The sequence below is a fragment of the Halovivax gelatinilyticus genome (assembly GCF_024300625.1).
In the GTDB taxonomy this organism is placed as follows: Archaea; Halobacteriota; Halobacteria; order Halobacteriales; family Natrialbaceae; genus Halovivax; species Halovivax gelatinilyticus.
This window is the reverse complement of the sequence record NZ_CP101322.1, coordinates 688,727-714,290: the sequence shown is the minus strand read 5'-3', so window position 1 is coordinate 714,290 and position 25,564 is coordinate 688,727. Positions and strand designations below refer to the sequence as shown.

General features: G+C 63.4%; 18 protein-coding genes. 10 read left to right on the top strand and 8 right to left on the bottom strand.

Going from position 1 to position 25,564, the window contains the following annotated elements; translation table 11 throughout:
* Positions 1-29 precede the first annotated feature (29 nt).
* The 3 genes from NKH31_RS03425 (at position 30) to NKH31_RS03415 (ending at position 2,455) form a co-directional block, all read left to right on the top strand.
* The gene (locus tag NKH31_RS03425) at positions 30-1,265 is read left to right on the top strand and encodes an NAD(P)/FAD-dependent oxidoreductase (RefSeq protein WP_254863743.1); all 1,236 of its coding nucleotides are present in this window, start codon (positions 30-32) and stop codon (positions 1,263-1,265) included.
* Between the two features lie 94 nt (positions 1,266-1,359).
* Complete coding sequence (locus tag NKH31_RS03420; protein ID WP_254863742.1) at positions 1,360-1,779, top strand: DUF7124 domain-containing protein; 420 nt, start codon at positions 1,360-1,362, stop codon at positions 1,777-1,779.
* 136 nt (positions 1,780-1,915) lie between these two features.
* Complete coding sequence (locus NKH31_RS03415; RefSeq protein ID WP_254863741.1) at positions 1,916-2,455, top strand: DUF5815 family protein; 540 nt, start codon at positions 1,916-1,918, stop codon at positions 2,453-2,455.
* Between the two features lie 12 nt (positions 2,456-2,467).
* Here the strand turns inward: NKH31_RS03415 and NKH31_RS03410 are convergent, their stop codons facing one another.
* Complete coding sequence (locus tag NKH31_RS03410) at positions 2,468-5,212, bottom strand: PAS domain S-box protein (protein WP_254863740.1); 2,745 nt, start codon at positions 5,210-5,212, stop codon at positions 2,468-2,470.
* 268 nt (positions 5,213-5,480) lie between these two features.
* Here NKH31_RS03410 and carB point away from each other — a divergent pair, with 268 nt between their 5' ends.
* The 7 genes from carB to NKH31_RS03375 all read left to right on the top strand — a co-directional run bounded on the left by carB (position 5,481) and on the right by NKH31_RS03375 (position 16,896).
* A complete protein-coding gene (gene carB, locus NKH31_RS03405) occupies positions 5,481-8,759 on the top strand; it encodes a carbamoyl-phosphate synthase large subunit (RefSeq protein ID WP_254863739.1) in 3,279 nt (1,092 codons plus the stop codon).
* Positions 8,760-9,613: 854 nt separating this feature from the next.
* Positions 9,614-11,491 (top strand): hypothetical protein, encoded by a 1,878-nt coding sequence (locus tag NKH31_RS03400; protein WP_254863738.1) that lies wholly within the window; start codon positions 9,614-9,616, stop codon positions 11,489-11,491.
* A 437-nt stretch (positions 11,492-11,928) separates the two neighbouring features.
* Entirely contained in the window at positions 11,929-12,867 is a 939-nt protein-coding gene (locus NKH31_RS03395) for a hypothetical protein (RefSeq protein WP_254863737.1), read from the top strand.
* A 133-nt stretch (positions 12,868-13,000) separates the two neighbouring features.
* Positions 13,001-13,231: a DUF8015 family protein gene (locus NKH31_RS03390; RefSeq protein WP_254863736.1), complete on the top strand. Its 231-nt coding sequence runs from the start codon at positions 13,001-13,003 to the stop codon at positions 13,229-13,231.
* Positions 13,228-13,533 (top strand): hypothetical protein, encoded by a 306-nt coding sequence (locus NKH31_RS03385; RefSeq protein ID WP_254863735.1) that lies wholly within the window; start codon positions 13,228-13,230, stop codon positions 13,531-13,533. The genes NKH31_RS03390 and NKH31_RS03385 overlap by 4 nt, the downstream gene beginning before the upstream one ends.
* 160 nt (positions 13,534-13,693) lie before the next feature.
* The gene (gene folP, locus NKH31_RS03380; RefSeq protein WP_254863734.1) at positions 13,694-16,237 is read left to right on the top strand and encodes a dihydropteroate synthase; all 2,544 of its coding nucleotides are present in this window, start codon (positions 13,694-13,696) and stop codon (positions 16,235-16,237) included.
* Positions 16,234-16,896: a class I SAM-dependent methyltransferase gene (locus tag NKH31_RS03375; RefSeq protein ID WP_254863733.1), complete on the top strand. Its 663-nt coding sequence runs from the start codon at positions 16,234-16,236 to the stop codon at positions 16,894-16,896. The genes folP and NKH31_RS03375 overlap by 4 nt, the downstream gene beginning before the upstream one ends.
* Before the next feature lie 92 nt (positions 16,897-16,988).
* On the opposite strand, the gene NKH31_RS03370 is transcribed toward NKH31_RS03375, so the two are convergent.
* From NKH31_RS03370 to NKH31_RS03340, 7 genes are all read right to left on the bottom strand, one after another.
* A complete protein-coding gene (locus NKH31_RS03370) occupies positions 16,989-18,050 on the bottom strand; it encodes a glycosyltransferase (RefSeq protein WP_254863732.1) in 1,062 nt (353 codons plus the stop codon).
* A 134-nt stretch (positions 18,051-18,184) separates the two neighbouring features.
* On the bottom strand, positions 18,185-18,724 hold the full coding sequence (locus NKH31_RS03365) for a DUF7974 family protein (RefSeq protein ID WP_254863731.1): 540 nt from the start codon (positions 18,722-18,724) through the stop codon (positions 18,185-18,187).
* Positions 18,725-18,839: 115 nt separating this feature from the next.
* Positions 18,840-20,297 carry an ABC transporter ATP-binding protein gene (locus NKH31_RS03360; RefSeq protein WP_254863730.1) on the bottom strand — a complete coding sequence of 486 codons (1,458 nt, stop codon included), beginning with the start codon at positions 20,295-20,297 and terminating at the stop codon, positions 18,840-18,842.
* 1 nt (position 20,298) lies between these two features.
* Entirely contained in the window at positions 20,299-21,381 is a 1,083-nt protein-coding gene (locus NKH31_RS03355) for an ABC transporter ATP-binding protein (RefSeq protein WP_254863729.1), read from the bottom strand.
* A complete protein-coding gene (locus NKH31_RS03350; protein ID WP_254863728.1) occupies positions 21,381-22,436 on the bottom strand; it encodes an ABC transporter permease in 1,056 nt (351 codons plus the stop codon). Before NKH31_RS03350 ends, NKH31_RS03355 begins: the two co-directional genes overlap by 1 nt.
* Positions 22,437-22,442: 6 nt before the next feature.
* Positions 22,443-23,399 carry an ABC transporter permease gene (locus NKH31_RS03345; RefSeq protein ID WP_254863727.1) on the bottom strand — a complete coding sequence of 319 codons (957 nt, stop codon included), beginning with the start codon at positions 23,397-23,399 and terminating at the stop codon, positions 22,443-22,445.
* A 64-nt stretch (positions 23,400-23,463) separates the two neighbouring features.
* Positions 23,464-25,335: an ABC transporter substrate-binding protein gene (locus NKH31_RS03340; protein WP_254863726.1), complete on the bottom strand. Its 1,872-nt coding sequence runs from the start codon at positions 25,333-25,335 to the stop codon at positions 23,464-23,466.
* Positions 25,336-25,564 lie beyond the last annotated feature (229 nt).

Sequence of the window (25,564 nt, the reverse complement as noted above, 5' to 3'; positions counted from 1 at the left end):
CTTTAACCCCGCTTCCGAAATCTTCCCACATGAGCGAGTACGTCATTATCGGCGACGGTATCGCGGGCAGTTCCGCCGCCGAGACCCTGCGAGAGGAGGCTCCCGACTCCTCGATAACAGTTATCACAGACGAGGGGGAGCCGCTGTACAATCGCATTCTGATCAAAGAACACGCCAAAGGGAAGCTCCCCGAGGCACCTATCTCTATTCACGACGAATCCTGGTACGAAGACCGTGACATCACGCTCTCGTTGAACACGCACGTCACCGGCGTCGACACCGACGAGAACGTGATCTCCACCCACGAGGGCGACGAAATCTCCTACGACAAATTGCTCGTCGCGACGGGCGGGACGCCGACCCAGCTTCCGGTTCCAAACAGCGACGCAGACGGCATTCACCACTTCTGGACCTTCCAGGACGCCCGTCGAATCCGCGAGAGCGCCGAGGCCGGCGAACGTGCCGTCATCGTCGGGGCCGGACTCCTCGGTATCGACTTCGCTGCGGTCTGTGGCTCTCAGGGCGTCGAAGGGAAATACCTCATGCGCGGTGACCGCTGGTGGCGCTACGCCCTCTCGGCTGACGGCGCGGAGATCATGCACGACGGGATGCGGGAGGTCGGCGTCGACCCGGTCTTCGACAGCGGCGTCGATCACTTCGAGGTGGACGACGACGGGCACGTGACGGCCGCCGTCGATCCGAACGGCGAGCGCTTCGAGTGTGACTGGGCCGGCGTCGCCATCGGGCTGACGTTCAACACGGAGTTTCTGCGCGGTGCGGATATCGACGAAGAGAACGGCATCATCGTCGACGAGTTCATGCGGACGTCGGCCGACGACGTCTTCGCGGCCGGCGACATCACCCGATTTCACGACCTGCTCATCGGAGAGCGCGCACAGAACGGCTCCTGGGGCTCGGCGAAGGAACAGGGTCGAATCGCGGCGATCAACATGGTCGACGCCGAATCCGAACCGTTCGAGTGGGTCTCGTCGTACTCGATCACCCACTTCGACTTCCCGTTTCTCTCGTTCGGTCACCCGACGCTGGGCGACGACCACGTCGAGAAGCGCTACAGTGAGACCGAGTGGCGCCGCGTCGCCCTGCAGGACGGGCGGGTCGTCGGCGGCGTCCTGATCGGTAACCTGGCCGCACAACGGCCGTTGAAGCAGTTGATGCGCGAACAGCGCGACGTGAGCGGTCAGACCGACCTCCTGCTCGAAGACGACATCGACGTCGACGCGTTCGCCCCCGCACAGGAGCAATAACGCGACCGTCCGAGACGACGGCGTTCGATGCGGTCCGTCTCTCAGCGGTCGGCCGTATCGACACGGTTTTGCGTCGGCCGGCGAACGCGTACGTATGAACGGCGGCACCGACATGACCCTCGCGTTCGAGCTGGCCGCACTCGAGGAACTGGCCTACCCCGAACGCGTGTTCGAGGACGCACGGACCTGGAGTACGTACGTGGGCGTCGTCTCCGAAAAACCGACCTACGTCGTGACGAATTTCACGCGGAAAAACCGCATTCGGCAGGATTTCTTCTCCGGCCCGCGCGGGAAGAAAGAGAGCTTAGAGAGCGTCAAGGATCAGTTCGCCACCGAACGGCAGGTGTTCATCGGGACGACCGACGAGGACGAGGCCCTCGCAGACGAGGTGGGATGGGAGTACCTTCCCGTCGAGGAGGCGGCGGAGGCGGCCGACTGGGTGATCGCGGCGACGGTCGAAGACGACGACGTCGACGAGACGGAAGCCGGCGAGAAACGAGACGACTGGCCCTAATTTCCCGTCTGAGGTCTGCTGTGTGCGGTATACGAGATGTGACGGTTCGATATACGTCGGTCCGGCCTGATCACGACGCACAACGGTTCGACCCCGAGACGCCGGTCTTATTGGGTCGGCCGACATAGTGGTCTCGATGACCGAACCGCGCATTCCCGGCGAGGGCGCAGGCCCGGAGCGGCTCGAACTACCTTGTGGCGAGTCGCTCGATCCGCGGTCGATCGACCTCGGCATGCGCGAGTACCGCTGTTCGTGCGGCGAGGCGCACGCCGTCGTCCAGGACGTCCACCCGCCGTCTCGGTTCTTTCCGGAGTCGTTCGTCGAGGTACTTCGCGAACTGATCGAGACCGCGGACGACTTTGAGACGTTCGGGACGCCACACGTTCTCGGCATCGTCCTAGAGGAGTTTCCGGAGGCCGTCGTCGTGCACAACGCGGAGGGCGACGGAACCGTCGGTTACGCGCTGTTGTGGGTGTGTGACTTCGATTCGCGCAGACTCCACGAGATCGTCGTCGAACTCGTCGTCGAGCTGATGGACCACGCGGTGAGTCACGCCGAAGACGAGTCGGCAATCTCCGAATTCGAATCACAGCTCGAACGGTTCGACGTCGAGGCATTCGTCGAGGAGTATCGTCGGGTGAGAGACGTCGATTCGCCCCACGACCGGCCGGTCTAACGCCGCTTGGAGTTACGCGCTGCCCTCGTCGGTTCGGATATGGATTCGTGCGCCGCCGTCGGGACTCTCCTCGATATCGATCGACCAGCCGTGGGCCTCGGCGACGTCCGCGACGATCGAGAGACCGAATCCGGTTCCCGTCTCCGCGGTCGTGTAGCCGGTTTCGAGTACCGACCGCCGTTCGTCCGGGGGAATTCCCGGCCCGTCGTCGTCGATCGCGAATCCGTCGGGGGTGGTGCGGACGGTGACCGTGACGTCCTCGCCGACGTGCTCGCGGGCGTTTCGCACGCAGTTTTCGAACAGCGCAAGCAGTCGCTGGGCGCTCCCCTCGACGGTGTCGAGCGGGCCGTCTACGGCGACGTCGAGGTCTGGGTCGACGGTTCGGTGAGCCTGCGAGACGACGGCGTCGAGCGAGACCGGCTCGGTCGAGGTGAGCTGACGGCCGCTTCGGGCCAGTTCCAGGACGTCGGCGATGAGGTCGTCCATTCGCGAGAGCGCCCAGTCGACCTCTGACAGGTGGCGGTCCGTGTCCTCGTCTGCCGTCTCCCGGGCGACGTCCAGGTGGCCGTTCGCGAGCGTGAGCGGATTACGAAGGTCGTGACTGACGGTTCCGGCGAATTCGTCGAGACGTTCGTTCTGCCGTTCGAGCTCCCTGGTTCGATCCGCGAGGGTGCTCTCGCGCTCTGCGCGCTCGAGGGCAGCCTCGACGTTCGAACTCAAGATTTTGGCCAGGGTGAGCGCCTCCTCGTCGAAGTCTGCGACTTCGGTCGAACTGACGACGAGGAGTCCGTGCTCGCCGATCGGAATGTACGCCTCGCTGCGGATCGGCGTGTCCGGATTTCTGACGTCAGCTGCGCTCCGAACGTCTCCGTGGGCGATCGGCTCGCCGGCCTCGTAGGCGTCCCACATGAGACCGCCGCCCGTTTCGATGACGGGTGGATCACCCCCGAGCAACTCGAGTGCGCATTTGGAATTTGCGACTGGCACGAGACCGTCTACCTCGTCGTCGTACAGGTGGACCCCGTTGATCTCGAGGCCGAGCGCTTCGGCGGCGACCGTCGACGCGACCTCTGCGACCGCCTCCGCCCCTTCAGCCGCCATGAGCAGGCGGGTCCCTTCGTGCAATTCGCGAATGCGTCGTTCACGCTCTTTCCGCCGGCTTATGTCACGAATAACGCCGACGCTTCCGGTAAACTCGCCGTCATTTATCAGTGGCGACACCTTCGTCTCGGCGACGAACGAGTCTCCGTCGACCGGTTCGACCGTCATCTCGAACGTCTCCCAGTCGCGCCGATCGTCGTCGATCAGTTCCGCGAGGAGCTTCGTTCCGGTTTCGACGTCGGTAGCGGGCATGTACGCGTCGGCGGGCAGTCCACGCACCTCGTCGGCGGAGCGGCCGAGCACCTCTGCCATCGCGGCGTTGATCATCTCGACCCGGCCGTCGGCTGTCAGGACGTACATCGGATCGCCGACCGCCTGGACCAGTCGCTTGTAGCGTCTAAGCGCCCGCTCGCGGTTCTTTCGTTCTGTAATGTCGGTGTAGATCGCGTACTCGCGAAAGTCGGTGCCGTCTTCGATCGCGAATCCTTTGAAGAGAAACTCTCGCGTTTCGTCGGCACCCTGGCGTCTGACCTCGTCCCGGACCACCTCGTCCGTTCCAGCCTCCTCGATGACGTTGATCGCGTCGCCGTCTTCCGGAATGATGTACTCGTCGATCGGTTCTCCGAGTAACTCGGTACGGTCGAAGCCGAAGATGGACTCGAATGCTGGGTTCATCTCGACGACTTCGCGCGCCTCGCCTCGGGTGATCGCGACGGCGTCCGGCACGTGCTCGAAGAGCGTGGCGAATCGATCCCGCTCGGCTTTGACGGCTTCTTCCGATTGGATTCGCGAGACCGCCGCCGAGACGTGCGCCGAGAGCAACTCGGCGAGTTTCTGATCGTGTTCGTCGTAGGCGGCCGGTTGCGTCGAAACTGCCTGCAACACGCCGAACGAACCGACCGGAACGCTGATTCCCGATCGCAATTCCGCGCCGACGGGCGACGCCTCTCTACTCGACGGGATGTGATCCGTTCGACTCGACGAGCCGTCCTGATAGGTCCGTCCCGCGACTCCCTCGTCGATCCCGTACGGCTGCCAGCCTCCGGGAACGTCTCCGACCGTCGCTTTCGGAACGAGGAGGTTATCTTCGGCGACGTAGATGACGCAGGCGTAGACCGGGAGGACCTGCGACATGGCGTCGACGGCGAACTGATAGGTCTCCTCGGGTGACCGGCAGTGTTCGAATTCGAGGGCGACGTCGTGTAACGATTCGACGGTTTGCCACCGACGCCTGAGCGTTTCGATCGAGTCGCCCCGCGACACGACGTCGTCGACCGCTTCGACGAGCGATTCGTGATCGTCCGCCGGATCGTCGACTGGGACGTACGCCGCAACATCGGCCGCGAGCGCGTTCGCCGCCGCCGTTTCCGAACCGTTCGCCGCGTGGATGACGACCGGGGTCGAACAGCCGGCGTCCCTGAGAGCCGTCTGGAGCGAAATACCGTCGGTATCGGGCAGCTCGTACGCGGTGACGACGCAATCGGCACCGGTCGTGCTCAGCATGGAGCGCGCCCGCTCTGCGCAGTCGGCCTCGCGAACGCTCGCGTCGAGGCCTCGTTCGAGCGCCGACGAGACGGACGTGCGTACCGACGTATTTCCGTGGACGTAGACGACGGATACGGATTCAACGTCGTCACGCGTCTCCACGTTCTGCATCAATACACGGCTCCACACTCGGAACACTCTTAAGGAAATTGGCCGTCTCGACGCTTCTATAACGCATATCCACCACGAACAGCCACAACTTGTCACTGAATAAATGGTACGTGTCGCCGCCATTCCGTCGATGGCTACCCGTGGGAGTTGACGCGGGGACGGCGGACGGACCTGTCGCCGGTTAGCATACGAATATCGAAACCACGTTACGGGTTTCGTAACGTATCGTGGGGCTTATTACGATGTACGAACTTCGAACGGACGACCAATGGCTTCCGCGCACCATCGAGCCGGGGACGAACCGGACGGGCGCACGATATTGCTCATCGGGAGCGGCCCGATTCAGATCGGCCAGGCGGCGGAGTTCGATTACTCCGGCGCACAGGCCTGCCGGGCGCTGCAGGAGGAAGGCGCCCGCGTCGTGCTCGTCAATTCGAATCCCGCGACGATCATGACCGATCCGGAGATGGCAGACCGAGTCTACATCGAACCGATCACCACCGAGGCGATCAGCGAGATCATCGAGACGGAATCACCTGACGGCGTCATCGCCGGCCTCGGCGGACAGACCGGATTGAACGTCACCGCCGAACTCGCAGAGGAGGGCGTCCTCGACGAACACGACGTCGAGATCATGGGGACGCCGCTCGACACCATCTACGCGACCGAAGATCGTGACCTCTTTCGCCAGCGGATGGAGTCGATCGGCCAGCCGGTCCCGCGCTCGACGACGATCACCCTAGACGAGGGCGAGTCCGTCGCCGAACTGAACGAAACCGACCTGCGCGAGCGCGTCGAGGGCGCCGTCGACGACGTCGGCGGATTACCGGTCATCGCCCGGACGACCTACACGCTCGGTGGCTCCGGTTCCGGCGTCGTCTCCGAGATGGACGAGTTGATCGAGCGCGTCCGGAAGGGACTGCGCCTCTCTCGGAACAACGAGGTGTTGATCACCGAGTCGATCGCCGGCTGGATCGAACTCGAGTACGAGGTGATGCGCGACGCCGACGACTCCTGTATCATCATCTGCAACATGGAGAATCTCGATCCGATGGGGATCCACACGGGCGAGTCGACGGTCGTCACGCCCAGTCAGGTCATTCCCGACCCCGGCCACCAGGAGATGCGCACCGCGGCGCTCGACGTCATCCGCGAACTCGGCATCCAGGGCGGCTGTAACATCCAGTTCGCCTGGCGCGACGACGGCACCCCCGGCGGCGAGTACCGCGTCGTCGAGGTCAACCCGCGCGTCTCGCGCTCGTCGGCGCTCGCCTCGAAGGCGACCGGCTACCCGATCGCACGCGTCACCGCGAAGGTGGCTCTCGGCAAGCGCCTCCACGAGATCGAAAACGAGATCACCGGCGAGACGACCGCCGCGTTCGAGCCGGCGATCGACTACGTGGTCACGAAGGTGCCCCGGTGGCCCAAGGACAAGTTCGACGACGTCGACTTCGAGCTGACGACGGCGATGAAGTCGACCGGCGAGGCGATGGCGATCGGCCGGACGTTCGAGGAGAGCCTGCTCAAAGCGCTTCGCTCGACCGAGTACGATCCGAGCGCCGACTTCGCGGACGTCTCGGACGGGGACCTCGAGACCGACTTCCTCGAGAAACCGACGCCGGATCGTCCGTACGCGATGCTCGAGGCGTTCGACCGCGGCTACACCGTCTCCGACCTCTGTGAGCTGACCGGCATCCACGAGTGGTACGTCGAGCGGTTCGAACGGATCGCGACGGCCGACAGCGCCGCCCGGGAGGGCGAGGTGACCGAGGCGGCCGCCGCCGGCCGGACGAACGCGGCCGTCGCCGAACTGGCAGACACCGACGTCGAGTCGGTCGAATCGGCCGTCCCCGAGCGAACGTACAAACAGGTCGACACCTGTGCGGGCGAGTTCGAAGCCCAGACGCCGTACTACTACTCAGCCCGGCAATCTGCGCTCGCCGGTACGGCCATCCCCGGGACCGCCGGGGGAGGCGCGACCGACGACGGCGCCCCGACCGAACGCGTCTCGCGGGCGGCGAGCGAACTGGAGATCGACCCCGACGTCGAGAGCGTGATCGTCGTCGGCGGTGGTCCGATCCGGATCGGCCAGGGCGTCGAGTTCGACTACTGCGCGGTCCACGCCGTGCAGGCGCTTCGCGAACTGGGGATCGACGCGCACGTCGTGAACAACAATCCCGAGACGGTCTCGACGGACTACGACACCTCCGACGGGCTCTTCTTCGAGCCGATCACGGCCGAGGAAGTCGCCGACGCCGCGGAGGCGACCGGCGCCGACGGCGTGATGGTCCAGTTCGGCGGTCAGACCTCCGTCAACGTCGGCGAACCGCTCGAAGCCGAACTCGAACGCCGCGGTCTCGACTGTGCGGTGCTCGGTACCTCCGTCGAGGCGATGGACCTAGCAGAAGACCGCGACCGCTTCAACGCCCTCATGGACGAGCTCGGCATCGCCCAGCCGGAGGGCGGAACGGCCGTCTCCAAAGAAGAGGCGCTCGATCTCGCTCACGATATCGGCTACCCCGTGCTCGTCCGGCCCTCCTACGTCCTCGGCGGCCGCGCGATGGAGATCGTTCACGACGACGCCGAACTCGAGACGTACATCGAAGAGGCGGTCCGAGTGAGTCCGGACAAGCCGATCCTGGTCGACGAATTCCTGGAGGATGCCGTCGAACTCGACGTCGACGCCGTCGCCGACGGCGAGGACGTCCTCATCGGCGGAATCATGGAACACGTCGAGAGCGCGGGCGTTCACTCCGGCGACTCGGCGTGTATGATCCCGCCGCGATCGCTCGGCCGCGACGTCAACCGCCGGGTGCGCGAGGTGGCCGAAGAGATCGCCCGCGCGCTGGATACCGTCGGACTGCTGAACGTCCAGCTCGCGGTCAAAGACGGCGAGGTGTACGTCCTGGAGGCGAACCCGCGCTCGTCGCGAACCGTCCCGTTCATCTCGAAGGCGACGGGCGTCCCGATCGCGAAGATCGCCGCGCAGGTGATGGCCGGTAACTCGCTGGCTGACCTCGACGTCACCGAGCAGGTGCCGGCCCAGACGTCGATCAAGGAGGTCGTCCTCCCGTTCGACCGACTGCCCGGAAGCGACCCGCGACTCGGCCCGGAGATGAAGTCGACGGGCGAGGTCATGGGCACCGCCGACACGTTCGGCAAGGCCTACGAGAAGGCCCAGTCCGCGGCGGGTAACGCCATCCCCGAGTCGGGAACGATGGTTCTGGACCTGGCCGATGACGCGTTCCCAGAACCGGACAGCGAGGCCGGCGAGGAACTCGCCGACGGCTTCAGTACGTACTACGACTTCTCCGACGCGGTCGACCTGATCGACGCCGCCCGCCGCGGCGAGATCGACCTGATCGTCTCGGGCAAGCGCGACCTGCTATCGGTCGCCGTCGAAGAGGAGATTCCGTACTTCTCGACCTACGAGGCGGCCTCGGCCGCCCTGGAGGCCCGCGAGCACCGCGGCGAGCCGATCGACGTCCAGGCGGTCAGCGATCGCCCGCAGCGCGACGAGTACTGGGGCCAGCCGAAGGGCGAATAGGCTGGCGTCGGTTCGTTCCGTTTCGTCGGCCTTAGTCCTAGATACTGAATCGGGTGGGATACTCCAGATCCGGTTCGAGGGCGAACTTGTTGTGTTTATCTAGGCGGACTCTCCTTCTTTTTCCGTCACTCACTCCTATAGTGGATTGTGGTGGATTTTGCCTATGAATCTCTTCTCCGTTTCGGCGAACTAAAGCTTTGTTCACCATTTCACCCGGTCGCGTTTCGACTATCCAGATAAAGTTCACCTGCGTAGATGCCTTCTCACTGTCGATAACGAGGAATCAGTACTGTCGATCGGCATATATTGTTGGGTGCACCTCTGCCGGGTGAATTACATCTGTCACGTACGCTGATTTCCCCTGATTCGCATATTTCAATAGATATACACTGAGTGCTTCGCGGTGTCCGGTTCGAGAGAAATTCAATGAACTCTCTCACCATTAGTTCCGGTGGGATTCCTAGACCGAGCAAATATAGCTATAACACATCATTTAAGCTACTTTCTAACACCTATATCCTATAAAGGCTTACTTTCCAAGAATTCATTCCACATTTTTTAATATCACTAATCAGTAAGATTTAAATTGTTTGCGACTATTTGGTGAACGTATGACTAATCAACGAAATGATAGGGGGTTCTCTGTCGAGGAGAAACGTACTACGGTCGGTGGGTGCAGCCGGCGGACTTGCCCTGTCATCCGCCGTCACAGGAGCCAGGAGCGAACGCGGACTGGTCAACGTGACGGAGCGAGGTGATCCCGGATTGTCATCGGGTGACATGGAACGAACGGTTTCAATCCGTGGAACGGGAGATGCAGAGTATCTCTTCTCCGTTCGGGTGCGCTCAACAGCGTGAGCGTACCAGCTCAAATCGTCACTAACGGGACTGTCCAGTCGTCCATCGAAAACGACACGCACACATTCGAGTTCAGTGGGGAGTTCACGGAATTCGACGTTGACGGTGACGTTGAAGTTTCCGTGGACGGTGAGCCCTTTGATGTGGCTTCCTTCCCTCACAATTCGATAACGGTCGCTGCCCCATCGGGGACGGAGATCGACATCTCTGCGAGCGGACGGATCAATCCAGCCGACGGTGGTGAAGGGATAACTCGAATCAACTCCCGAAGAATAACCGGCGAAATTTCGGGGCGGACGACGTTCGAGTACGCGGGTGAGATTACGTACTTCGAATCGACGAGTGAAGTACGAAGCGTCCGGAAGAATGGTGACCGAATCTCGGTCGACGAAATCCTCCCTTCTGGACTTCCTGGAGACCTTCGAATCAGCGGTGAACGCGATGAGGTGACGGTTCGAACATCAGCCGACATCAAGGTCGTTGAAGGAACTTCGGAGACTAACGAAGACGGTGCGATCTCCGTACGGCCCGGCGGTACCGACGTCCTCGCTCGGTTCGACGGGAATATCAAAGAAATCGCTCACGAGTCCGGCGCCACCATCGAGTTCGTTCCGGAGAATATGCGAATCGTCTGTTCCGCTCCCGAGGGGGAGACCGTTGAATTCGGCGCCGAAGCAACCGGTGGGGTCGTACACGACCGAACCAGGAATTCCGAAACGACGGTTTCGGTCGAAGGGGGAGAGTCCAAGCAGATCAAATACTACGGCGACGTCACCAGCGTGGCGATCGCTGGAGTCGATCTGTCGATCGACGCTGACGCTCACAAGGATGCGATCGCGTCTTCGAAACTGCAGAACGCAGCCGTATTCGAACGAACTGAGGAGTACGAGACGATCGCTGCAGACGTCGATGGCCGAATCCGTCACGATGCGACAAGTCTGTACTACAGGTCGACGGCCGGTGGGGGAGCCAAAACCCTCGTTATCTTTCAGATTACGGATACCGAGAGAGGAGACCACGGCCTGGTCAATCTGGCCCGATCAGACGAGACGTGGGACGTAACCAATGCTGGATACGAGTTGATCTGGGAAGCAGACGACGGTCACCCCGAAGCGATCGAACTATCTCTCCTTGGGAGCGCCACAGACGGGATCGAAACGGCGAATACGTTCGAAACGCGAACCTTCGAACGCGGAGCACAACTATCGGAGGCGCAGATGAATGCGAACTCGGGAAAAACCGTCAATCTGTTTGACGGCCACGACGAGATCAATTACGACGCGGACAGCTCGCCCCAATGGATCTCACTCCCGAGCCTTCCGAGTCCGGGAGATATTATCGACTATTTCGGGAGTGCGCTGGACTCGCTGGCCTCGGAGATTGGAATAGCCAAAGGCACAGTCGCCGAAATCACGTCGGATGCGATCGCAGCGGCCGAAGAGCGGATCTCGGACGCTGCAGAGGATCTGGCAATCCAGGGTCTTTCCATGATCGTGGATTCTCAGGAGCTGTTGATCGAACTCGTTGCTGCTGCTCAGGATCAGCTCCCACGGAGTCGATTCTGGGATTTTATGCGGAAGGTAACCCCCAACTTCGCGGGTACTGTACTTGATCTCGGTGATGCTGGTGTGTTCGACGAACTCGCGGACAACAATTTCGGATGTGCCGGTTGTCTCGCCATCATTCTCCTCACAGCGGCAGTGGCGATTACTGCTACGTCGTCAGCTATTTGTCTTGCAATGATATCGTCGTTCATTTTCGCGGCTTCATGCGGTTTTTTCTTTGCTGAACTTCTGAGCTTTCTCGATAATACTGCAGGATTCAGTCAGTGGGGAGCGGAAAGCTTCTGCGAGGAAGTCGCTGGCCGTTGCTAATCAAATATATAGATACACACAATTATGTACCTGATGGTTATGGACCTGATTTAGAAGAACTATCTAATAAAAAAAGTTTGTGATACACTATGTGCTGTTCTAGAACCTGAACAACATTCACATTTTGAAAATATAATATTATGGAACGAACTCAAGCAATGCTACTCCTGATCGTGGTGGTGGCAAACGTGTCGATACTCGCCGGTACTTTCCTCTTTGGGTGGAGTCCGGCTGTCGTCGCGGTCATCTTCGTGCTCGACACGGCTCTCGCCACCACCCGGACGATGGCAGAAAAGGCGTTCGTCGGACACCCCCCAGACAAGACCGCTCTTCATCATGACAGCTTTGTATTTATTAATAGACATTTAATCGACAAGCGTGGCTACTACCGGTTGCCATTCGTCCCCGTTTACGTCTACCCACGAAATCTTGCGTACGTGTACCGTTCACTAATCAATGTGGCCAGCCTCGGAACGTTGTTTTTCGCCTTCTACTACCTGGGCGAGTCACCGGGCACCCGACCCGATATCGGGAGTCTCGACCCCTCGCTCGCATTAATCCTTGCGTTGCTCGTCGCCAAACACGTCACCATCGTCGCCGCGTGGGCGGTTGACAGCGTCTACGAGCGAGCGTCCGTCGAGAGCATCCGACCTCGGGAGCGATTGTACGCGACGCTCGTCGGCCTCTTCGCGGCCGGATCAGTTCTCGCGATGCCCGCCGAGATCCTCGCCACGATCGTGGCCATTGTGATCGTCCCGAAGTTCCTTTTCGACCTGCGCGAGGCCGGTATCGGCCCCTCCTCCCTCACGTTCGATCCCACCTGTGACTGGGAAGTTGAGGAGATACCACTGCCGACCGCCAGTCCACGTACCGTCTTCCGTACTAACCGGCAGGCGGTGTCAGCAGCGGCAACCGTGCTAACAATCCTCCCGTTCTCCCTGTTTTTCGGACTGGTCGTGTTCGGCTCCTTGGCCGGGGTAACGCACACGCTCGTCGGACTCGACAGCGGGTTGTGGGGCTGGATCGGTGTGATCACGGCCACGTTCGTGTTCGTTTACGGCGTCACCTTCCTTGTCGTGTGGATCGAGTACGGTGACCTCGAGTTTCGGGTCTACGACGACACCCTCGTCGCCTACGATACCCGTCTGCGCGCCGTTCAGTGGCGCGTCCCCCTCGAGGCGATCGACTCCGTCTCGGTCACACACAGCGTCTTCACCCTTCTCACGCCGTTTTGTGGACGGGCCGTCAGGATCGAGTACCGCGGGGGCGGACCGCCCGTCGATCACCACCACTGGGACGTACCCCTCGAACGGATCCGCTACGTGAAGGACCCGGAAGCGATGGCCTCTGCGATCGACCGGGTGCCCGCTCGATGACGGTCGACCAGTGCCGAACAAGCACTGAAACGAATAAATTTACGGCGATTATATACACTCCCGAACACTCTCCGGGCGTAACCGAAAAATTTTCTGCCCAATAGCCTACCCGTTCCCGGAGGTGGGCATCGACATGAAGAGAGTCATCCGTGCGCACGAGACGCTCCGTCGAATCCGTTCGAAGATCAGTCGGTACGACCTGTTGCTGGCATCCATCCCGCTCGCGTTTGCGGGAGGAACGCTACTCACGCAGGCGCTCGGAATTCCACTCGAACGAGGAATGCTCGCCGCGAGTCTGATCGGCCTTCTCGCCCTATTCGACGGGCTCTTTCTACGCCCGCCCAGCGGAATGCAGGGCGTGTGATCGTCGAGTTCGCCTTTTTCGTCGGTTCCGTTCGTTACGTCCGACATCTTCGGTACAACCGGCGAAACACGATTGAATACGGGAACGTGTACAACCACTATGAGCAGCGTATTCGGGTCGAAGAAGACACGTACGCGGCGCTGAAAGGCGACGACGGGACGTTCGACGACCTCCTCACGCGACTCGTCGACGAACGCTGTGAGCAGATTCGTGCGGGGGCGGGGCTCTGGCAGGGAACCCACGCCGCAGAGAAGGCACGCGACGTTCGGTCCCAACTGAAACGTGACGTCGGAAGTCGATGACCTGTAACGACGGACACAACCCGCTCTTGTCCAGCCCGACAGGGTGAGCAGTCGCGTCAATTGTATCGATTCGGAATCGTAGCGTCCGTCGCACTCACGTTCGCCGCCCGGCGCGACTCCACTCCAACAATCTAAAGCGACCGTGCGCCGATGTCGGCACATGGAGTATCACGACGCGGCGAACCGGCTCTTCGATCTGGGCCGGTTCGGGATCCGGCCGGGGACGGCGTCGACGGCCGACGTGCTCGCCCACCTCGGCGACCCGCACGAGTCGGTCGACGCGGTCCAGATCGCCGGATCGAACGGGAAGGGGTCGACGGCCCGGATGGTCGAATCGATCCTTCGCGAGGCGGGATACACGGTGGGGCTGTACACGTCGCCCCATCTCGAGGACATGCGCGAGCGGATTCGAGTCGACGGTCGCAAGATTCCCAAATCGGCCATCACCGAGTTCGTCGACGCCTGCGACGAGTATCTCACCGAGCGCGGTGCCGACGGCGAATCGCCGACGTTCTTCGAAGTCTCGACCGCGATGGCGCTGTGGCACTTCGCGCGCGAAGACGTCGACTTCGCGGTTCTCGAGGTTGGAATCGGCGGCAAGCTCGACGCGACGAGCGTCGTCGACCCGATCGCGAGCGCGGTGACGAGCGTGACGTTAGAACACACCGGAATCCTCGGCGACACTGTCGAGGAAATCGCGCGCGATAAGGCCCACGTCGCCGGCGACCAGCCGCTCGTGACGGCGACCGACGGCGAGGCGCTCGCGGCGATCCGCGACGTCGCGGGCGACGTCGTGACCGTCGCCGACGGGATCGACGCCGCGGAGGCCCACGACGCCACGGGACCGGCAGGCGATTCAGCTCAGCACAGCCCCGACGTCCGCGTCACCTACGAGGGGCGCGTCTCTCACGACGAGGCGTCCGTCAGGATCGATATCGGTCCAACTCTCGGTTGTTCGCTCGACGGGGTGGTCGAGGGTCGAACGGCGGCCATCGGGGCTCACCAGGCCGAGAACGCTGGCGTCGCCGTCGCGCTCGCGTGCCAGCTCGTCGATCCCACCGAGACCGAACTCACGCGCGGACTGCGGAACGCCCACTGGCCGGGTCGGTTCGAAGTGATGGACACCGACCCGCTGGTGGTGCTCGACGGCGCGCACAACCCGGACGCCTGCGACCAGCTCGCCCGGACGCTCTCGACGTTCGAGTACGACGCCCTCCACCTCATCGTCGGGGCGATGCACGACAAGGAGTACGCCGAGATGGCCGCGGCGCTGCCGACGCCCGACGCGGTCGTCGCCTGTCGCCCGACCACCGACAGAGCGGTCGACCCGGCCGTGCTGGCGCGGGTGTTCGAGCGTGAGGGCGTCGACGAAGTCCGAACGATCTCGGCGGTCCGGGACGCGTTCGAACACGCACTGGACTCGGCGGGACCGGACGACGCCGTCGTGGTCGCCGGGTCGCTGTACGCCGTCGCCGAAGCGCGAACGCGGTACACGACGGCGCCGATCCCCACTCGCGTTCGAGACGTAGCCGACGCCAGGGCGGCCTTAGAGCGGGCGAACGTGACGGACGAGGGCGTCTGGCGGATGCGCGGGAAGGCCGTCCACCGCACCGTCTCGTTGCGACTCCAGGAGCGTCAGTCGGCCTACCTCAAGCAGGAACTGTTGAGTCTCGGCGGCGAGTGCGCCATTTCGGGACTCCAGCGCGAAGAACAGCTCGTCGAGGCGGTCTGCATGGGAACGCTCTCGCAATTTCGCCGGTTGATTCAGAAGCTAGACGCCCAGCCGTACGGTCTCTCACAGGTTGGCACAGCACTCCAGGGAGCGCTCGGGATTCGCATCGACGGCGAGGCGCCACCGACGGAACCGACGCCTCCGCCGTGGGGCGAGTCGCCTGCCGTCATGGGCATCTTGAACGTCACGCCCGACAGCTTCCACGACGGCGGACGGTACGACACCGTCGACGCCGCCGTCGAGCGAGCGGAGGCGATGGTCGAAGCGGGAGCGTCGATCGTCGACGTCGGCGGCGAGTCGACCCGACCGGGCGCGGAGCCGGTGTCGGTCGAGGAGGAGATCGATCGAGTCGTTCCCGTTATCGAGCGGATCGCCGAACTCGACGCGGCCCTTTCGATCGACACGCGAAAGGCAGCCGTCGCCGAGGCGGCGCTCGACGCGGGGGCGGAGATCGTCAACGACGTCTCCGGACTTTCCGACCCGGAGATGCGATTCGTCGCGGCCGACCACGACGCGACGCTGATCGTGATGCACAGCCTCGACGCGCCGGTCGATCCCGACCGCGAGGTCACCTACGACGACGTCGTCACGGACGTGCTGGCGGATCTCTCGGAGACGGTCTTGCTGGCCGAGCGCGCCGGGCTCGATCGCGACCGGATCGTCGTCGACCCCGGCCTCGGGTTCGGAAAATCGAAGCCCGAGGAGTTCGAACTCCTCTCGCGACTCGGCGACTTTCGCGCGCTCGGCTGTCCCGTTCTCGTCGGCCACTCCCAGAAGTCGATGTACGAGTGGGTCGACCAGCCGGCGGGCGAGCGGCGGGCGGCCACCGTCGCCGCGACGGCGCTGGCGGTCGACCGCGGCGCCGACGTCGTCCGCGTCCACGACGTGCCCGAGAACGTCGCGGCCGTGAAGACGGCGCTAGCGACGCGGGATCCGCCCGCGTACGACGAGCGTCGGGAGGGGTCGCAGTGACCGACTCGGACGCGGACTCGCTCGCCCAATCGAACGTCGACCGGCGGCGTCTCGTCCGCGACGGTTACGACCACCTCGCGGAGACCTACGCCGCAGAACGCGATCAGGACGAGGGAGAACGCCAGCTTCTGCGGGAGCTACTCGATCGGATCGACGACGCCGAACCGACCGTCCTCGACGCCGGCTGTGGCGATGGCACGGCCGCGACGCGGCCGCTCGCCGAGGCGGGGGCGGACGTCGTCGGTCTCGACGTCTCGCGCGCCCAACTCGAACTGGCGAGTCGTGGGGGCGGTGCGGCCGCGACGCTCGCACAGGGCGATCTCACCGCGTTGCCGTTCGAACCGGAGACGTTCGACGCGGTCTGTGCCTTCCACTCGGTGATCCACGTTCCCCGCGACGAGCACGAGACGGTCTTCGCCGAGTTCGAACGCGTGCTCCGCCCGAACGGCTGGCTCCTCGTCACGCTCGGAGAGGGCGCGTGGGAGGGATCCAACCCGGATTGGCTCGACGGCGGTGCCGAAATGTCCTGGAGTTTCCACGACATCGACCGGTCGAAAGACGCACTCGACGCGGCGGGATTTTCCGTCGAGAACGAGTGGACGCTCGATGACGAACTCGGCGGGGGACAGTGGCGGTACGTCCTCGCCCGGTGCCGATGACGCGTTCTCGTCCGGGTGTCGATGACGCGTTCTCGTCCGGGTGTCGGTACCGTCCGTGCTCAGCGCAGTGAATTCTCCGTGTGACGATCGATTCAGAACAGTCCGGCTTCGTCCTGGAGAGTTTCGTAGAGATTCAGGTACTGGTTGCGAACCGCCCGCCGATCGAGCGCCTCGAACGAGTCGTCGAAGTCCGTTCGCTCGAGTTGACCGGCGGTGACGATCGCGTCGGTAAGTTCGGTCTCGCTGGTCGTCCGGAAGCCGCGTTCGCGTCCCTCGACGAGTTCGTGACCGGCTGAGTCGACGTGGTACTCGACGACGCCGACGCAACCACAGGCGAGCGCCCAGGCCAGCTCTGTCGGGTAGAGACAGAACTCGGCCGTCTGGGCGAAGACGTGCCCGCCGCGGTAGATGGCGATGCGCTCGTCGCGGTCGGCGGCGCCGACGAAGTCGATCCGGTCGTCGATTCGCAGCTCTCGGGCCATCTCCTGGTAGGCGCCCCGTCGTGGGCCGTCACCGACGACGGTCGCGGTCCAGTCCTTGGTGCGCAGTTCCGCCAGCCCGAGCAGGACGCTCTCTAGGTTCGCTCCCTCGTCGAGTCGACGGGCGTAGACGACGTCTGTCGAATCGGCCGGCTCGATCGACCGAATTCGGTCGAGATCGATCGGATCCGGGACGACGGCGACGTCCTCGCCGTCGACGCCGAGTTCGCGGACCCAGGTTCGGACCAGTCGGGACGGGGTGACGACGGCGTCGGCTCGCCTGGCCGCTCGACGGTAGTCGCGCGTCTCTTTCGAGCCGTTGGCGCCGGTCCACTCGGCGACGAGCGGTACGTTCGAGAGCGTCGTTCCCCACCGCGCGGCGAGCACCTGCGCCGGCGGTTCCGCGGCGACGTGAACGACGTCCGCGCCGAGCCGGCGGATCGCGATCGGCAGCCGCCAGCAGAACGAGCGACCGGCGTCGCGGGTCGGGACCAGTCCGTGGTAGGTAATGCCGTCGTCGGCGACGACGTCTCGGTCGTCTGGCCACCAGCGGGCACACAGGACGTGCACGTCGTGGCCGCCGTCGCGAAGTAATTCGAGAACCGTCCGGAACCGCCCGGTCGCGTCCGTCTCCTCGTGGTGGGCGGTCCGGAGCGAGACGGCGGCCACGCGCATTATCGCCGGCCACGAAGCGACGGGCTATAAATTCACGGCATTCGTCCGTCCGCGAGCCGTCTCTCGGGGGCCGTCGTGATCCAGATCGGTCGGCTCGGTCGCCACGTCTGATATCGCTTGCGTCGTGTGGCTGATTACGGATTGCGTACCTCGACGGTCGTGTCGGCCGTGAGCCCCCAGCGTTCGGGTGACTCCACGTTGAGCGACGCCCCGATCGTGTACGTTCCGGGCCCGGCCGGCTCCCACTCCGACGCGGCGACCTGATACCGTTGATCCCACCGACGCACGAACCGTTTTCGCTCGCCACGGTCGAACGTGAACGCGCGCGATTCCGTGATCGGTTCCTCTCGGTCGAACGTCGCCGCCGCCTCGTGTCCGTCGACGTGCCAGGTCCACAGAAGCGGCGTCACCGTCGGGATCGTCACGGGAAACGGCATCGCGTTTCGTATCGTGACCGCAAAGCGGATCCGTTCGCCGACGGCGTACGTCTCTTTTGCCGTCTCGATGTCGATCGAAAGTGCCCGGTATCGGATCCAATCGGGTAGAAACCACCGACTCACGCTCCCACCCGGGATCGAGCGAAACGCCTCGGGTTTCGCCGAACGCGCTCGTTCGCCGGGGGTAAAGGGTGTGTCGTCGCGTTCGACTGCCTCCGACTCGTAGATCCGACGCATCACCCCTAGCACGGAGTGGACGGACAAAAGCGACGTGCCGACGATTGCCCGGTGGAGCCGCCGGATCGGGGCGACCGATCGACGCTGTCAGTTCGACCGACACGGGCGCGACGGCTCAGTCGTCGGCTGCGGCTTCGTCGGTCCCGCCGGTCGCGGGTTCGCGAAACTCCTCGCCGGTGTAGCGATCGTCGTACAGCAGGCAGGCGATGCGGTGGGTCTCGCCGGTCGGGTACAGCGCCGGCGGGTGAACTTCACACGGCGATTCGAACGCTCGATCGAGGCGGGTCGAGGCGCCCTCGAGGTCGCCGTCGTAGAGCAGACCGACGGTGTCGCTGATGACGTCTTCTGCGTCGGGATCTTCGAGGTACGCCGGGAGCGAAAACTCCTCGCGGACCAGTTCGTCCAGGTGGTCTCTCGAAATCTCGCTCGGATCCGGCGGTTCGATGGCGTCTTCGGGTTCGTCGGCATCCGTTCGCATCTCGCCGTCACTCGCGCCTTCGATCGCCGTAACCGCTTCGAGTCCGTCGGCCTCGCGGAGTCTGAGCTTGAAGGTCATCACGTCGCGCCAGACCGACTGTTCGAGGTCGTAGCCCGCGGGCTGGATGACGCGCGGACAGCGGGTGTGAAACCGACACCCCGACGGCGGGTTGAGCGGCGAGGGGACGTCACCGGGGAGAAAAATTTGATCACCCTCCCACCGCGGATCGGGTTCCGGGATCGCCGACAGCAGCGCCTCAGTGTAGGGGTGGTACGGCGGGGTAAACACCTCCGCCGTCGAGCCGATCTCGGCCATCTTCCCGAGGTACATGACGCCGATACGGTCGGAGATGTGTTCGACGACGGAGAGGTCGTGGGCGATGAAGATGTACGAGAGGTCGAACTCGTCCTGAAGGTCCTCGAGTAAGTTCAGAATCTGGGCCTGGACGCTGACGTCGAGGGCGCTTACGGGTTCGTCGCAGACGATCACCTCTGGATCGACGGCGAGCGCGCGGGCGATACCGATTCGCTGGCGCTGTCCGCCGGAGAACTCGTGAGGATAGCGGTAGGTGTGACTGGCGTTCAACCCGACGGTCTCTAAGAGGTCGTAGATGCGTTCCGTCCGCGCTTCGCCCTCGGCGATGTCGTGAATGTCGAGCGGTTCGCCGATGATGTCGCCGACCGTCAGCCGGGGGTTCAGACTCGAGAACGGGTCCTGAAAGATGTACTGGAGGTCCGTTCGGAGTTCACGAATCCGCTTACTCGACGCGCCGGTCAGCTCCTCACCTCGATAGTAGACCGCTCCGTCTGTCGGTTCGACCAGCTGGAGCATCGCCCGGCCGAGCGTGGTCTTCCCGCAGCCGCTCTCGCCGACGATGCCGAGGGTTTCGCCCTCGTACAGTTCGAGGTCGATGCCGTCGACCGCCCGGACCTTCCGCTCTCGGCCGAGCAGCCGGTCGACGAATCCGGTGCTCGCGTCGTAGTACTTCGTCAGCCCCTCGACGGCGAGCAGCGGCTCCTCGTTCGATCGATCGGGCGGTTGCCCGTCGACGGCGCCGTCCAGCGTGTACTCGTTCGAATCGGACGGTCGTTCCATCTCAATCTCCCTCCTCGGGTCGGGTGTCTTCGGGCTGATCCGGTTCGTAGTCCGCCGTTTCCTCGACGTGAACCTCGTAGTCGAGACCCTCCTCCAAGTCGCCGGTGTACTCGAGACAGGCCGACGAGTGCGTCGCCGACTCCTCGGCCGGGAGGCCGGTTTCGACGTCAACCAGGGGTGGTTCGATTTGCGGGCAGACCTCCTCTGCGAACGGACACCGCGGGTGGAAACTACAGCCGGACGGCAGCTCGACGAGGTCCGGCATGGTTCCCGGTATCGTCTGGAGGCGATCGCTCGGATCGCCGACGCGCGGGATCGAACTCATCAACCCGACCGTGTAGGGGTGTTTGGGATCGTAGTAGAGGTCGTCGACGTCCGCCTTCTCGACCGGTTTGCCGGCGTACATGACGAGCACGCGATCGCAGACCTGCGCGATGACGCCGAGATCGTGGGTTATCAGCTGGACTGCCGTGTCGTACTCGTCTGCGAGTTCCTCGATCAGTTCCAATATCTGGGCCTCGATCGTCACGTCGAGCGCGGTCGTGGGCTCGTCACAGATGAGCAGGTCGGGATCGCACGAGAGGGCGATGGCGATGACGGCGCGCTGTTGCATCCCGCCGGAGAACTGGTGGGGATAGTCGTTGTACCTGGTTTCTGCCTCCGGAATGCCCACGTCGTCGAGTAACTGTATCGCCCGGGCTTTCGCCTGCTCCGTGTCGTAGCCGAGGTGGTGTCTGATCGCCTCCGCGATCTGCTCGCCGATCGTGTAGACCGGGTTCAACGCCGTCTGTGCGTCCTGAAAGATCATGGCGATCCGGTTGCCCCTGACGTTTCTGATCTCCTGGTCGCTCAGCTCGAGCAGGTTCTGACCGTCGAAGACGATCTCGCCCTCGACGATCCGACCGGGATCCTCGATGAGGCGCATCAGCGAGAGGGCCGTGACGCTCTTTCCGGCGCCGCTCTCGCCGACGACGCCGAACTTCTCCCCGTAGTCGATCTCGTAAGAGAGCCCGTCGACGGCCTTGACGACGCCCTCCTGGGTGTAGAAGTTCACCGAGAGGTCCGAAACTTCGAGCAGCGCCATCAGCCGCCACCTCCCTGCAGGGCGACTTCGCCCTCCTGGGCGTCGAGCGCGTCGTTGATGCCGTCACCGATTAAGTTCATGGCCATCACGAACAGGAAGATCGCGACGCCGGGATACACCGTCGCCCACCACGGGATCGACCCGGTCGGCCCGGCGATCAGCGTCTCGCGCGTGGCGTCTAACATCGTTCCCCACTCGGGCGTTCCGGGGTCGAATCCGACGCCGAGAAAGCCGAGCGCGGCGACGCCGATGACGACGGTCCCGACGCTGAGTGACGCCTGGACGACCACCGGGGCCAACGCGTTGGGCACGACGTGCTTGAAGATGATCGATCGATCGCGCGCACCGAGCGCCTTCGCTGCGAGTACGTACTCGTTTTGTTTCACCTTGAGAACCTCGCCGCGTATCAGGCGAGCGTAGGAGGCCCAGCCGACCAGGCTGAACGCTGCGACCAGTTGCCAGTAGCCGCCGCCGAGCATCGCGACGATGATCAGCGCGAGCACGAGTCCGGGGAACGCGAAGATGAGGTCGACAAAGCGCATCAGGATCTCGTCGGTCCAGCCGCCGAAGTAGCCGGAGATACTCCCGTAGACGATACCGAACGTCGCCGTCAGGAAGACGACGATGAAGCCGATCGAAATGCTGTATCGGCCGCCGTAGAGCACCCGGGTGAACAGATCGCGGCCGGTCTCGTCGGTTCCCATCGGGTGTTCTCGCGACGGTTCGGCGTAGATACCCGCGTCGGAGCCGTGAAACGCGACGATATCAGAGGGCTCGAACGGGGCGATGGCGTACGGCTGGACGGCGAAGCCGCCGACGGTTATCGGGCGGGCGAAGACGGCGAGCAGCGTCATGACGAGCACGACGAACAGTCCGAGCATGGCGCTTCGATTCCGGGTGAACCGTCCGACGGCTCTGCGCCACCGGCCGACCGTTTCGCCGCCGGTATCTTCCGTCCACTCTGATAGCGGTTCGCGTTCGATGACGCGTTCCGGATCGAACCCCGTGATCTGGATCCGACCGCGCTCGTCTGGTACGTATCGTTCTGTGGTCATGTGTGGTCAGTACTCGTCTCTGATTCTCGGATCGAGCAGCGCGTAGGCGATGTCGGCGAGCAAGTTCGCCAGGATGATCGCCACGCCGGTAAACAGCGTGATCGCCAGGATGAGGTCGATCTGGCGCGCCTGGATCGCGTTGATGAACTCGCGGCCGAGCCCCGGCCAGCTGAAGACGACCTCGACGACGACCGATCCGGAGATGATGCTCGCGGTGAGAAACGCGGCCACCGTGGCGACGGAGATGAGCGAGTTCCGCAGGACGTGTTTCAAGATGACCGTCCGTTCGGGCAGTCCCTTCGCCCGGGCCGCGGTGACGTACTCTTTGTTCAACTCCTCCGCCATGGACGAGCGCATGATTCGCATCAGGATGGCCGAGGAGGCCGTTCCGATCGTGATACCCGGCAAGACCAGGTACCACAACATATCCGGGTGATAGAGCGGCTCGCGCGGGGCGAGTACGGGCCAGTAGCCGAGGACGACGGCGAAGATCAAGATTAGCATGAGTCCGAGCCAGAAGTTCGGGATCGAAATACCCGAGAGGGCGACGACGCGGCTGGCGTCGTCACCGATCTGGTCTTTGTTCACCGCCGCGTAGATCCCGGTCGGAATCGCGATCAGGAGCGCAAAGCCCCAGCCGAACAGACCGAGCGCGATCGTCTCCGGCAGTCGAGCCCAGACGACGTCTTCGACGGCACGATTGGTCCCGATGATCTCGCCGAAGTCGCCCTGGAGGATCCCCCCGACCCAGTTTACGTACTGCTCCCAGACGGGCAGGTGCAGGCCGTACTGTCGGCGTATCTGTTCTTCTTCCGCCGCAGAGACGTCCGGATTTAGCGCGACCATCTGGCTGACCGGATCGCCCGGCGTCAGGTGGACGAGTGCGAACGTCACTATCGAGACCCCAAAGAGGATTGGGATCGTCACCAGGAACCGCTTTAGGATGAAACGCCTGAGACTCATGTGAATCGAGCCCCGAACGGGGCGCGTCGGATGGTCGTCGTCGATTCCTCGACTCGTCCGCCGGTCACTGTCGATCGATGTAGGTGATCTGCTGGTCGATCGGGTTGTGGAGGCCGTAGCTCAGCAGTCCCGTGACGAACGGGTACATGTTGTAGCCGTGGAGGTCGACGTCGTTCAATACGGCGCTTTGAATCTCGAAGTCGACGATCGAGTTCGCGTTGATCTCGAGGAATTGCTCCCAGAGTTCGTCGTAGCGCTCTGCGCGCATGTCCGGATCGTCAGCGATGTCGATCCCGAACTGGGCGTTGTCCATGTCCTCGACGAACTCGGCCGGCAGCGATCCTGGCGGGATGTTGCCGTTACAGCACTCGAGGAACTGATCCGGGTGGTGGATCGCCTCGACGAAGCTGTGCGGGTTGAACGTTCCCGACAGGCCCACCATGGCGATGTTACCCTGCTCGTGGTAGTCGGGCTCGAAGAACATCCCGACGAACGTCGTGAGGTCGCCCGGGGTCTCGAGCGTCGCGTCGAATAGCCCCGAGGCGTTTAACGACTCGACGATGAACTCGCCCTTGCGGACGCGGTCGTCGTTGTCGGAGTTCGTCTGGAAGTTCGCCTGAATCGGCGTCTCCACGCCGGCTTCTTCGATGAGTTCCTGGGCGCGTTCGGGGTTGAACTCGTTGTACTCGCGGAGATTCTCCTCGAGTTGCTCGTAGTCCGTCGTCCCGGCTTCGGCCGCCAGTTCCGGCAGCGGCGCCCACGCTTCGGTGGCCCAGCCCTGTTCGATCGTCTCGACGATGTCCGTTCGGGGGATGAGGTGATTGACCGCCCGCCGAACCCGCTCGTCGTCGAACGGCTCGACGGTCACCGGGAACTGGACGAACAGGTACGAGCCGCCGGAGCTCGTCGCGACGCGAAAGTCCTCGGACTGATCGAAACTGGTGTTCTGATCGGCCGTCAGGTTGTACGTCAGGTCGATCTCGCCCGTCTCGAGGGCGGCCGCCCGGGTCGAGTCTTCCGGGACGATTTCCATCTGGATCTCGTCGATCACGGGACTGGCCGGGAAGTCGTCGGGACCATCCCACCACGGCATCGCGTCGAGGCCGACCTCCTCGAGCCAGTAGTTCTCGTTGCGGCTGACGACGATGAAGTTCTGCTCTTCGTACTGTTCGAACACCCACGGACCGGTCCCGATGGGATCGTTCCCCTCGAGCGGATCCCACTCGCCGAGCGGGATGTCGGCCTGTTCTTCGGGGTAGATCGGCCAGAGGTTGTCGTCGATCGCCTCCGCGTCGGGAACCTGCGAGTAGATGCTGACCGTATACTCGTCTTCGGCCTCCGCGTGGAGGAACTGATCGAACACCTGCCCGGCGTTCGCCGAGTGCTCCCAGCGCTCGTAGGACTGGACGACGTTGTCGGCGGTCAACTCCTCGCCGTTGTGGAATTCGACCCCCTCGTGGAGCTCGTGTCGGTACTGCATCCCGAAGACGCCGTCGGCGACGGCGTCACCGGTCTCCGCGACGGTGAGCACCTGTGCCTCGTCGTCCTCGGCGGTGTCCGTCTCTGGATGTGTCACAACGATCTGCTCTTCGGTCTCGATGACGCCGTCTTCGATCGGCGCCGAGACCATGTACTCCTCGTAGGCCGACCGATCGATGTCCTGCGTTTCGACGAGCTCGAACGACTCCGAGAGCCACTCGTGCGGTTCGCCCGATGCGGACGGCCGCAAGAGCGTCTCGTAGAAGAGCTGGTGGACGATCGTCGCCGGCGCTTCCACGCTCTGTGGTTCGTCGAACGTGTCGGGGTCGAGCACGAGCCCGACGTTTAACGTCCCGCCCTCGACGATGTCGGCCGGATCTACTTCGACGCGGTCCTCGACGGGGTCGAGGTCGTCGTCCTGTGCCGTTACGGCCGGGAATCCTGCGATTCCGGCCACGGTCGCCCCACCGACCATACCGAGTACCTGTCGCCGGTTCGGAGACAGGCTGTTACCATGCGGCATACACCCCCAATACTGGGCCGGGTACGGGGTAAGTCTAATCGAATATATCCTGAATATAATTACGCGTATTTGAACAGTCGTGAACACGTGTAGGCGACGATTTATAAGGGGCGACGATCGACGAGTTTCGATGTAGGCCGCGCCGAAGATTCGTAGGCGCGAG